Annotated in this window: 11 protein-coding genes; 2 read left to right on the forward strand and 9 right to left on the reverse strand. The window is 64.2% G+C overall.

Going from position 1 to position 11,448, the window contains the following annotated elements:
• Nucleotides 1-2: 2 nt before the first annotated feature.
• The 9 genes from mraY to HF955_RS03535 form a co-directional block, all read right to left on the reverse strand.
• Nucleotides 3-1,196 carry a phospho-N-acetylmuramoyl-pentapeptide-transferase gene (gene mraY, locus HF955_RS03495; RefSeq protein WP_291077914.1) on the reverse strand — a complete coding sequence of 398 codons (1,194 nt, stop codon included), beginning with the start codon at nt 1,194-1,196 and terminating at the stop codon, nt 3-5.
• On the reverse strand, nt 1,196-2,629 hold the full coding sequence (gene murF / locus HF955_RS03500) for a UDP-N-acetylmuramoyl-tripeptide--D-alanyl-D-alanine ligase (protein WP_291077916.1): 1,434 nt from the start codon (nt 2,627-2,629) through the stop codon (nt 1,196-1,198). Before murF ends, mraY begins: the two co-directional genes overlap by 1 nt.
• Nucleotides 2,626-4,065 (reverse strand): UDP-N-acetylmuramoyl-L-alanyl-D-glutamate--2,6-diaminopimelate ligase, encoded by a 1,440-nt coding sequence (locus HF955_RS03505; protein ID WP_291077918.1) that lies wholly within the window; start codon nt 4,063-4,065, stop codon nt 2,626-2,628. Before HF955_RS03505 ends, murF begins: the two co-directional genes overlap by 4 nt.
• A complete protein-coding gene (locus HF955_RS03510) occupies nt 4,062-5,690 on the reverse strand; it encodes a penicillin-binding protein 2 (RefSeq protein ID WP_291077920.1) in 1,629 nt (542 codons plus the stop codon). Before HF955_RS03510 ends, HF955_RS03505 begins: the two co-directional genes overlap by 4 nt.
• Nucleotides 5,687-6,034 carry a septum formation initiator family protein gene (locus HF955_RS03515; RefSeq protein WP_036263042.1) on the reverse strand — a complete coding sequence of 116 codons (348 nt, stop codon included), beginning with the start codon at nt 6,032-6,034 and terminating at the stop codon, nt 5,687-5,689. The genes HF955_RS03510 and HF955_RS03515 overlap by 4 nt, the downstream gene beginning before the upstream one ends.
• Nucleotides 6,031-7,059, reverse strand: coding sequence for a 16S rRNA (cytosine(1402)-N(4))-methyltransferase RsmH (gene rsmH / locus HF955_RS03520; RefSeq protein WP_291077923.1), 1,029 nt, complete (start codon nt 7,057-7,059; stop codon nt 6,031-6,033). Before rsmH ends, HF955_RS03515 begins: the two co-directional genes overlap by 4 nt.
• The gene (locus tag HF955_RS03525) at nt 7,059-7,571 is read right to left on the reverse strand and encodes a hypothetical protein (RefSeq protein WP_253065420.1); all 513 of its coding nucleotides are present in this window, start codon (nt 7,569-7,571) and stop codon (nt 7,059-7,061) included. The genes rsmH and HF955_RS03525 overlap by 1 nt, the downstream gene beginning before the upstream one ends.
• Before the next feature lie 420 nt (nt 7,572-7,991).
• Nucleotides 7,992-8,534, reverse strand: coding sequence for a carboxymuconolactone decarboxylase family protein (locus HF955_RS03530; protein WP_027839551.1), 543 nt, complete (start codon nt 8,532-8,534; stop codon nt 7,992-7,994).
• 222 nt (nt 8,535-8,756) lie between these two features.
• The gene (locus HF955_RS03535) at nt 8,757-9,317 is read right to left on the reverse strand and encodes a peroxiredoxin (RefSeq protein ID WP_027839552.1); all 561 of its coding nucleotides are present in this window, start codon (nt 9,315-9,317) and stop codon (nt 8,757-8,759) included.
• Between the two features lie 122 nt (nt 9,318-9,439).
• On the opposite strand from HF955_RS03535, the gene HF955_RS03540 reads away from it, so the two are divergent.
• Both HF955_RS03540 and HF955_RS03545 read left to right on the forward strand, forming a co-directional pair.
• Nucleotides 9,440-10,339, forward strand: coding sequence for a hydrogen peroxide-inducible genes activator (locus tag HF955_RS03540; RefSeq protein ID WP_036263044.1), 900 nt, complete (start codon nt 9,440-9,442; stop codon nt 10,337-10,339).
• Between the two features lie 84 nt (nt 10,340-10,423).
• Nucleotides 10,424-11,404 carry a bifunctional helix-turn-helix transcriptional regulator/GNAT family N-acetyltransferase gene (locus HF955_RS03545; RefSeq protein WP_291077946.1) on the forward strand — a complete coding sequence of 327 codons (981 nt, stop codon included), beginning with the start codon at nt 10,424-10,426 and terminating at the stop codon, nt 11,402-11,404.
• Nucleotides 11,405-11,448 lie beyond the last annotated feature (44 nt).

Consider the following 11,448-nt stretch of genomic DNA (forward strand, 5'->3'; position numbering starts at 1 on the left):
GCCTACCTCAGCTTCAGTGTGGCAAGGCCCGCAAGGGCGAACAGGACAGACAGGATCCAGAACCGCGCCACAACGCGCGTCTCCGGCCAGTTCTTCTTCTGGAAGTGGTGGTGCAGCGGCGCCATCAGGAAGATACGCTTGCCCTCCCCGGTCAGCTTCCGCGTGATCTTGAACCAGCCGACCTGCAGCATCACCGACAAGGCTTCCAGCACGAACAGGCCGCCGATGATGACCAGTGCGAATTCATGCTTCGCCGCCACGGCCACCACGCCCAGCATGCCGCCCAGGCCCAGCGATCCGGTGTCGCCCATGAACACCTTGGCCGGATAGGCATTGTACCAGAGAAAGCCCATGCCCGCCCCGATCATCGAGGCCAGCAGCACGGCCAGCTCGCCGGTGCCGGGCGTGAACTGGATGCCGAGATAGTCTGCGAACACGAAGTTGCCGGTCAGGTACGCGATCAGCGCATAGGAGGCGGCCGCGAAACTCATCGGCACGATCGCCAGGCCGTCCAGCCCGTCGGTGAAGTTCACCGCATTGGCGCTGCCGACCACGACGATCATGCCGAACAGGATGAAAAAGGCGCCCAGCGGCAGGAAGTAGTCATTCACGAAGGGCACGGCCACACCGCCGGCAAAGGCCGGATCGGCCGGCTCGACACTGGTTTGCGGGGCAAGGCCGGCAATGGTCTGGGCCAGCCCGTTCAGCGGGCCCCATTCGGCATGTCCGGCCGGCGTGTGCGCCCCGTGCAGGCCCATGATGAACGCACAGGCCAGCGCCGCGATGCCGAAGCCGACCAGCAGGCGCAGCCTGGCCGATACGCCTGCATCGGTCTGCTTCGCCACTTTGGCATAGTCGTCCATGAACCCCAGCACGGCATAGGACAGGGTCACGAACAGGGTGACCCAGATATATGGGTTCTTCAGATTGCCCCACAGCAGCACGCCCACGACCAGGCCAAGCCAGATCAGGAAGCCGCCCATGGTCGGCGTGCCCTGCTTGGACAGCTGCGCCTCCAGCGACAGGTCGCGGATCGGCTGTCCCTTGCCCTGCCGGGCACGGAGGAAATTGATGATCGCGTCGCCGAACAGGACGGTCACAAGGAACGCCGTCACCACAGCCGCACCGGACCGGAAGGTGATATAGTTCAGGACATTGAATACGCCGCTGTCTGCGGCCAGCCATTCGTACAGCATCACCCAACCTTTGCAGGGCCTTCTGCCCCGCCTTCCATCTTACCCGTTGCCGAGTCGCTCCATTGGCGAATTCGGTCAGCTAGTTTCGCCATCCCGGACGCATTCGACCCCTTGATCAAGAGGACATCTCCATCTCGCAGCGTATTTTGCAGAGGATTCCACAGCTCTTCCCAAGTCCGTGCCCAGGTCTGCTCCAACTGCGGCGGAAGTGAGTCCGACAGGTGAGTCATTTTGTCACCCGACAGGAAGATGGCAGCCGGCCCGGTATCGGCCACCGGCCCGGCCAGCCCGGCATGTTCCGCATCCGACGTTTCGCCGATTTCCAGCATTTCCCCCAGGGCGACCAGACGCCGTCCGCCGCCGCGCCGCACCAGCGCCGCCAGGGAGGCACGCATGCTCGCCGGGTTTGCATTATAGGCATCATCGATCAGCGTGATGGTCCCGCCCTGCGGCAGCGCGACCCGCTCTGCCGTCCCCCGTCCGGGGGGTGGCGCATAGCCGGTCAGCGCCTCGGCGCAATCCTCGACCGCCAGGCCCGACTGGCTCGCGGCCAGAACGGCGGCGGCCGCATTCATCGCCCAGTGCTCGCCCACGGCATTGATCGTGACCAGGACCGGCTTGCCGACAATGTCGAGCTGGATGCGGCTTTCCATGCCGTCGGTCTCATAACCAACCACCCGCGCCGTCGCCCCGGCGCCCCGGCCGAAGCTTTCGAGGTTTCCGGTCGGGCAGAAGCGCCGGGCGCGCCCGGCCAGATAGTCGAAGAATTCATCATCGGCCGGCAGGATGAACGTGCCGCCCGCTTCCATGCCGCTGAAGATGTCGGCCTTCTCGTGCGCCACGGCGCTCAGCGAGCCCAGCCCTTCCAGATGCGCGCCGGCAATGCAGGTGATGATGCCGGTATGCGGCCGGACCATCTGGCTGCGCGGCGCAATCTCGCCCGGCGTCGACATGCCGATCTCGAACACGGCCCGGCTGGTCGCTTCCGGCATGCGCGCCAGTGTCAGCGGCACACCCCAGTGATTGTTGAAGCTTTTGACATTCCAGTGCGCCGGTCCGAATGCGCGGTAGATCTGCGCCAGCATTTCCTTGACGCTGGTCTTGCCGGCAGACCCGGTCACCGCCGTGCGGTGCGCGCCACACCGGACCCGGGCTGCGACGCCCATCTGCTCCAGCGCCGCCAGCACATCCTCCACCACGACCTGCGGGCCCTGCCCCACCTGCCGCGAAACCAGCGCACCGGCCGCGCCGGCCGCAAAGGCTGCCTCGACAAAGTCATGCCCGTCACGCTGATCCGTCAGCGCCACGAACAGATCACCCGGTTTCAGGGTCCGCGTATCGATCGACACGCTGCCCGTCACCGCGAACGGGTCGGTCGCCACACCGCCGGTGACCAGCGCAATATCGGAAGAGGTCCACAGCGGCGCGCTCATCCGGCACCGCCTTTCAGCGCGGCCAGCGCCGTGTCCTGGTCCGAGAACGGGATCACATCCGTGCCGATGATCTGACCGGTCTCGTGTCCCTTGCCGGCAATAACCAGCGTGTCACCCTTCCTGAGTTCGCCAATCACGGTCCGGATGGCTTCGGCACGATCGCCGATCTCCCGTGCGCCCGGGGCGCCCTCAAGGATGGCATGGCGAATCTTGTCGGCATCTTCCGTTCGCGGATTGTCATCCGTGACGATCACGTCGTCCGCCTGGCGCGCCGCGATCTCTCCCATCAGCGGGCGCTTCTTCGCATCGCGATCGCCGCCACAGCCGAAGATGACCTTCAGCCGCCCGGCTGTGTGCGGACGGACCGCCCGCAGCAATACATCCAGACCGTCCGGCGTGTGGGCATAATCCACGAACACGCCCGCCCCGGCCTCGGTCTTGCCGACCAGTTCCAGCCGCCCCTTTACGGGCCTCAGTTTCGTCAGGCCGTCGACCACCTGTTCCGGCTCCATGCCGAGCGACAGGCAGATCGCGGCCGCCGCCAGCGCATTCAGGGCCTGGAACTCGCCGATCAGTGGCAATTCCAGCGGCTTCCATTCCACATCCCGCCAGAACAGGTTCAGCATCTGACCCGTGGCGCGCGGCATGATCTCGTCGATCCAGAGGTCTTCCCCGCGCCAGCCGAACGACACAACCTGCAGGCCATGGTCCCGCGCGGCCGTCTCGAAGATGTCCCGATGGTCGCTGTCGGCATTCACGACGGCTGGCAGGCCCTGGCCGCCGAAATCGCGGAACAGGCGCAGTTTCGCATTCAGGTAGTCTTCCATCGTCGCATGGTAGTCGAGATGGTCCTGCGTGAAGTTGAGGAAGGCGACCGCGGCCAGGTCCACCCCGTCCAGCCGGTGCTGTTCCAGGCCGTGACTGGACGCCTCCATCGCGCAATGTGTCACGCCCTGCCCGGCCAGTGTCGCCAGCGTCTCGTGAATGGTCACCGGATCCGGCGTCGTATGTCCGACATCGATCTTCCCGTTCGGGCCGATCGCGCCCAGCGTGCCCATCGAGGCGGCGGTCAATCCGGCATTGGCCCAGATCTGGCGGCAGAAATCCACGGTGGATGATTTGCCGTTCGTGCCGGTCACGGCCGCAATCGTCTTCGGTTGCGCGGCATGGAACCGTTTGGCGGCCAGCGCCAGGGCCCTGCGGGGCTCGTCCGCAATCACATGCACCGCGCCGGTCACCTCCACGCCGCCTTCGGACAGCACCGCCACGGCGCCTTTTTCCAGCGCTTGGGAAATGTAATCGCGCCCGTCAGACACGGTGCCTTTCAGGGCAGCGAACAGATAACCGGGCGCAACCCGGCGGCTGTCTGCCGTCATGCCGCTGATTTCGATGTCTCCCTGCTCGGCGAGCGGGAACAGGTCTTTCAAACTGGTCACAAGGAACTCCTCTTCTCCTCGCCGGAGCGGAGGGCTGCACCTGCGGGACGGATATCCTCGAACCGTGGCGCCAGTCCCATCAGCGGCGCGACCCGTTCGATGATCCGCCCGGCTGCCGGGGCTGCATTGAACGCTGCCGTTCCGCTGATATCCGATCCGGCCTTGGGATCATCGAGTGTCACGATCAGGGCATATTGGGGGCGATCATAGGGAAAGACAGCCGCAAAGCTCGTGACATTGCGGTCATCATCATATCCGCCTGCGACCGGCTTTTCGGCCGTGCCGGTCTTGCCGGCCACGCGATACCCCGCCACTTCGGCATTGCGGCCCGTGCCGGTCCGCACGGCTTCGCGCATCATCACATTCACCATGTCCGCCGTCAGGGCAGACATCACCCGCACCGGATCGGGGCGTTTGGTGTGTCCCATCACCAGGGTTGGCTGAACCCGTTCGCCCTCATTCGCAAAGGCGGAGAAGGCCGCCAGGAACGCCATCGGCGACACGGCAATCCCGTGACCATAGGAAACGGTCGCGGAAGACAGGTCGTCGAACCGCTCCGGCAGGATCGGCGCGGCGCTACCGGACAATTCGATCCGCGCCCGCTCCATCAGGCCGGCCCGCTGGAGGAAATCCTGCTGCCGCCGGATGCCCAGCGCCTCATTGATCCGGACCGTCCCGATGTTCGAACTCTTCGAAATGATGTGCGTGACATCCGCATCGCCATACAGCGGATGATCGTCCTCAATCGTGTAGCCGCGAATTTCAAGCGGCTTGCGGACATCGAACAAATCCTTTGGATGCACGGCGCCTGCTTCCAGCGCGGCGGCCACGGTGAAGGGCTTGAACACGGAGCCCAGCTCATAGACCGCACCGGTCGCGCGGTTCAGGCGCGACGGATCTTTCATCGGAATGTCGACCGACCGGTTCGGGTCGAAAGGCGGCCAGCTGGCCAGCGCCCTCACCTCCCCGGTCTGGGCGTCCATCAGGATGGCCGCGCCGCCTTCGGCCTCATGCTCCACAGCCGCAATGGCAAGCTCGGCCTCGACTGCCGCCTGCACCCCATTGTCGATGGTCAGGCGCACCGGCTCCCCACCGGCGGCAAGCCGGTCATTCTGGCTGTATTCGATGCCGCCGGCACCGACGCCATCAATATTCGTATAGCCCAGCACATGCCCGGCCAGCGTCCCGCGGGGATAGGCCCGGCGGCTCTCTTCCTCGAACCGCAGCCCTTCCAGTCCAAGATCGAACACGGCCTTGCGCTGGCGGGGGGTCAGGCCCCGCTCCACCCAGACAAATTCCCGGCTCTGATCCGACAGGCGGGCACTCATTTCCTCGACATCGAGATCGGGCAACACGCCGGCCAGAGCCTTCGCCACTTCGGCGCCATCCCAGATCAGTTTCGGGTTTGCGACCAGCGAATAGGCGCTGACTGACGTCGCCAGCAATTCGCCATTGCGGTCCACGATATCGGCGCGCACGACGCGCTCATCCGGCGCACCGTCGCCATGGGCCGGGGCGCCGCCCCCGGACAGGGACAGGTAGCCGGCCTTGCCAGCCAGAACGACAAACAGCGCGCCGATCGCAAGACCAGCAAGCCGTGTCCGGTTCCGGGAGGCTTCGCTCACTCTGGCGCCTCCCCGGACTCCACGTCCACCTCGTCCGGTGCGGACACAACGAGGCTGTTGGGTTCGCCCACCAGCGCATCAAGGTCGCCTTCAGATGCCATCTGCTCCGGCTTCGGCGGAGCCATGCCCAGCTCGGTGCGGGCATATTCCTCGATCCATTCGCGGCGGCTCATATGGGACAACTCGGTCTGGAGCAGCGCCTTTTCGTGACGCGCATCCTCGATCTGCGCTTCCACGGCCAGAAGCTCTGCCGCCGTGTCCTTGGCGCCGTATTTGGCGCGGTACAGGCTGACGATCAACAGGCCCACAACGACCAGTCCGAACAGAAATGCGCGACGGCTCATAGAGCATCCTCCAGGTCTGACAGCGGCGGCAGATTCATGCCGTCACTGGCCTTGTCCTCAATGGCAGGCGCGCTGGTACGGATCGCGGCCCGCAACTTTGCAGACCGTGCGCGCGGATTGCCTTCAACTTCGTTAGCGGACGGCAAAACCGCCTTGGAAACAGGGAGTTCGAACGTGTTGTCCGGTCCCTTTTCTGCCACCGGCATATGCCGGGACCCGCCCCCCATCTTGCCGGAACGGCCTTTCAGCCACTGCTTCACAAGACGGTCTTCGAGGGAATGGAACGTGACGATCACCAGCCGCCCACCCGGCTTCAGCAGGCGTTCGGCTGCGTGCAGTGCACGCGCCAGCTCACCCAATTCGTCATTCACATACATGCGGATGGCCTGAAAGGTCAGGGTTGCCGGGTGGATGCGTGCGCCCTTGCGCCCGCCCACGGCCGTCTCGACCGTTTCCGCAAGATCGGTGGTGGTCTCGAAGGGCGCCTCGCTGCGGCGCGCCGCAATCGCCCGCGCGATCCGGCGGGACTGCTTCTCCTCGCCAAGGCGAAAGATGACATTTGCCAGGTCCCGTTCAGCCATCCGGTTGACGACATCCGCGGCGCTCGGCCCGGCGGCGCCCATGCGCATGTCCAGCGGCCCGTGTTTCATGAAGGAAAAGCCGCGTTCGGCTTGGTCGATCTGGAAGCTGGACACGCCGATATCCAGCACCACGCCGTCGACTTGCTCATATCCGGCTGCACGGACGATTTCGTCCATGTCTCCAAACCGTCCCAGCAACGGAACGAGCCGTTCCGTCTGCGCGGCCATGGCTTCGGCCCGTGCAATGGCGTCTAGATCGCGGTCAATGCCCAGCAGGGTGCACTCCGCCGCCGCCAGGATCGCGCGGCTGTAACCGCCCCCGCCAAATGTGCCATCCACAAGGATGTCGCCATCGCGGGGCGCCAGCCACTCCAGCACTTCATCCAGCATGACCGGCTTGTGTCCGGGATCGGCCTCCAGTGGCAGGGACGCGTTCTCAGGCATCAGCCCTCCCCTCCGTCCACCAGTTTCAGCGCGGCATTGCCGCCGGCCTGCTGCTGCAACACTTCGGAATAGGCCTGGCCCAGCGCTTCCAGCGTGTCTTCCTTCGCGGCTTCCGCCGCCATCGCGTCGAAGTGCTCGGCATGGCGATCCGGGTTCCAGATCTGGAAACTGTCCATATTGCCGGCAAACTTCACGCGGTCGGTCAGATTGGCGGCCTTCAGCAGCTCGTCGGTCAGCTTGATGCGGCCGGTATCATCCATTTTCAGGTCAGCAGATCCGGCGATGATACGGGTCACCAGGGCCTTGCGTGCAGGGGAGTGGGGCGCCAGCCGCGTCAGCGTTGCGCGGTACATGGCCATCAGGGCCTCGCCGCCGCCTTCCAGACAGCCCGATCCGTCGAGTGCCAGCCACAGGAAAATCCGGTTTCCGCCACCCAACGCCGCGCGAAAGGGTGCAGGAATGGATACCCGGCCCTTTGCATCAATAGCGCTTTCATAGGTGGAAACGAACACCCGCAGACCCTGACTTGAAATGCCTCAACCCCACATGGGTAAACCATGTCTTAACGTGGAGTATCATGGGACAGTATGGGCCTCAATGGGCGCTGTGGATGAATCCCAATATTCACACAGCGCGCCCCACGGAACATGTTGGAAATCTTTCGGGAACATTCCGGAACACCCGATTGGGATGGAATGGGCACGCGTCAATTTTCCGTTCTGAATCAGGCCGCTGCCCTGCCCTGCCCGGCGCCCCCTCGCGGCCAAGAGACCAGATGTCATTTTTTCACGATTTCCACAGATGCTTTCAAAAGCGCACCTGTTCTGCTCGTTTCGGCGGCGCATCGATTTGCGAATGCTTGGACAGACAAGAAAAAGCCCCGAAGCAATGCTTCGGGGCCCTTGCAGAGGAATTGCAGTGGACGCGCCGGATCAGGCCGGCTCCGACGCCGTGACCGCCTCGGCGGCCAACACGCGCGCCACGGCATTCACCACGGCGCCAATGCGGATGGCGGCCTGGATCTGCTCGGTGGACAGGCCATGCTTGCGCAGCTCGGCCTCATGCGCGTCCAGGCACATGCCACAGCCATTCACGGCCGACACGCCGAGGGAGAACAGCTCGAAATCTGCCTTGTCGATGCCCGGCGCGCCGATGACGTTCATGCGCAGCTTGGCCGGGATCGTCCGGTAGGTCTCATTGCTGACCAGGTGGATCGAGCGGTAATAGACATTGTTCATGCCCATGATCGCGCTCGCCGCCTTTGCCGCGCGCACGGCTTCCGGGCTCAGCTTGCCGGCCGCTTCGGCGTCCAGCGCCTTCAGCGTCTGCGGCTCGCCGACGGCATGGGCGCAGGCAAGGAAACAGCCATATTTCTGTTGGTCGCTCAGCAGCGTCTCGTTCATCAGGGAGCCGAGATTGAGCTTCAGATCCTTCGCATAGTCAGGCAGCGAAGATTTCAGGGATTCGATGGACATGAATCCTCATCCTTCCGGGTTCATTGAGTGAATGTGCGGGGATGCAAATGGTCCGGCAGGCCCTGAGGCTAGAGGGGGGGGAGTGCCAACGTCCGCGGAACTGGGTGGACGAAAGGCCTGCCGGACTGGTTTGCCGCGCTGATGGAAAGACGCCCTTTTGGGTGGGGGAGGGAGAAGGACATCTTCCCAGGAGTATCAGCGTGCGCAGGGTATATGCGCGAACTAGGCTGCGGGTTCCAAAGTTTCTCCACCCACCGGACGATTGCACGGGCACAGCTCGTCGGTTTGCAGGGCATCGAGCACGCGCAGCGTGTCGGCCGGGCTGCGGCCCACATTCAGATTGGTGACATAAACGTGCTGGATCACATTGTGCGGGTCGACCACGAAAGTGGCGCGATAGGCCACGCCTTCGGACGGCTCGCGCACGCCCAGACCGTCAACCAGCTCGCCGCGCGTATCGGCGAATTGCCAGATCGGCAGCTCGGCTAGGTCGGCATGGTCGCGGCGCCAGGCCAGCTTCACGAACTCATTGTCGGTGGAGCCCCCGAGCACAACCGCGTCGCGATCTTCAAAATCGCCGGCCAGACGAGCAAATTCGGCAATCTCGGTCGGGCAGACGAAGGTGAAATCCTTCGGATAGAAGAAGATGATTTTCCACTTACCCTCGAAGGAATCCTGGGTGATGGGCTCAAACGCGCTTTCGCCGTTCTGCTCATGCTGCATGAATTTCGGCTTCACGCCGGTAACGGTGAAATCGGGAAGCTTTTCGCCAATGCCAAGCATAGTGAATCTCCTGGGTAGGGGGTTTGGTTGCTGCCGGGACGGTGGGCCCGGATGGCGTGCCTTTACGCAGTTGCGGCAAAAAGGAAAATTGATAATTTCCATTCCCGTTATAGATGCAGTCTATGATTATCCCCACCCTTCGCCAACTGCAGTATCTGGTAGCACTTGGAGAGACCGGATCCTTCTCCCGGGCCGCCGAGTCATGCTGTGTCACCCAGCCCACCCTGTCGGCCGGAATCAAGGAGCTGGAAGAGCTTCTCGGCGTCAAACTGGCCGAACGCGAACCGCGCGGCGCCAAGCTGACACATGCCGGTGAACTCGCCGTGTCACGCGCCAATGCGCTGATCAATGACGCCCATTCGCTCGTCCAGGCGGTGCAGAGCGCCGGCGCGCTGCTGACCGGCCCGTTCCATCTCGGCGCAATCCCCACCATCGCCCCGTTCGTGCTGCCGGCCACCGTCCGCGCCCTCAGCGAGCAATACCCCCAGCTCAAACTGTACCTGCACGAGGAAAAAACCCCCCGCCTGATCGACCAGCTGCGCTCGCGCACCCTGGATGCCGCCCTCATCGCCCTGCCCTGGGATGTGCCCGGCATCGAGATGCTGCCCCTGTTCGACGACGAATTCCTGTTCGCCGCCCCGGCCGCCCATCCGCTGGCGAAGAAGAACGGCCTCGCCCCGGAAGACCTGGCCGGCGAAAACCTGCTCCTGCTGGAAGATGGCCACTGCCTGCGTGATCATGCCCTGTCCATCTGCCGGATGAGCACCGGCAAATCCACCGACCAGGTCGCCGCCACCTCGCTCGGCACGCTGGTCAACATGATTGCCGGCGGCCTCGGCGTGTCGCTCCTGCCCAAGCTGGCCACCGACAATGGCCTCAATATCGGGCCGGATGTGGCCGTGCGGGAATTCGTCCGGCCCGTTGTCGGCCGACAGATCGGCATCGCCTGGCGCACCGGCAGCCCCCGCGAGGCCGACGCCCGCAAGATCGGCGAAATCGTCAAGGCCGCCACCCGCCACTAGCCCCTTACCCGCCGGGCCGGTCCGTTTCCGCCTTGACGGGACGAATGCGCTTATACATAACGCGTTATATAACAAATTATGGATATGCCCATGCCCCCGGACATTCTCGCCGATGTCGGCTATCTCGGCCTCGCCAGCCGCCTCAAACGCCTCGCCGACCGGCTGCAGGCCGAAGCCGTCAGCGTGTTCGATGCGCGCGCCTACCCCATCCAAACGACCCATTTTCCCCTGATCGCCGCGCTGGAGGCGCATGGCCCGCTCAGCGTGTCCGCCGCCGTCGAGGCCACCGGCGTCAGCCAGCCTGCCATCACCCGCATCCACAATGCGCTGCAGGAGATGGGGCTGACCGCCACCCGGCCGGTTGAGGGGGACAATCGCCGCAAGGAGATCTGCCTGACCCCTTCTGGCGAAGCCCTTATCGCCGAGATGCGCGCCAGTTTCTGGCCCGCCGTGCGCAAGGCCGCCGAGCAGCTCTGCCTCTATCCGGATCATGACCTTCTGGCCGAGATACAGCTTGTGGAGTCCCGTCTGGCAGACCAGCCGCTTTCGGCGCGGATCGAACAGGTGGCCAATCCCGCAGGGCTCGAGATTGTGGAGTTCACCGACGCCCTCGCCCCGCATTTCGACCGCATCTCCCGCGAATGGGTGGAAGAGATGTTCCGGCTGGAAGCCGAAGACATTGCGATGATCGAGAATCCACGCGCCAGGGTCATCGACAAGGGCGGGACGATCCTCTTCGTGCGCGATCCGGAGCTTGGCATCATCGGCACCTGCGCCCTGATGCCGATGGCCGATGGCGGCGTGGAACTTACCAAGATGGGCGTGCTGAAATCGGCCCGCGGCCGCCGGGCCGGCGATTTCCTGATGCGCCAGATCCTGAAGCGTGCCCGCCAGATGCAGGTGCAGGACCTCTTCCTGCTGACCAATTCCAAATGCGCCGCCGCCATCCGCCTCTATGAGAAATACGGGTTCCGGCACGATGATGACAGCATGCGCCGCTACGGCCACCGCTATGAACGCTGCGACGTGACGATGTCGTATGCGATGCCGGCCTCCCCGCAATAAAAAAACCCCGCCATCCGGCGGGGTTTTCCTGCCGGTCTTTGCCG

Origin of the sequence: Hyphomonas sp. (assembly GCF_017792385.1) — a bacterium.
GTDB lineage: Bacteria > Pseudomonadota > Alphaproteobacteria > Caulobacterales > Hyphomonadaceae > Hyphomonas.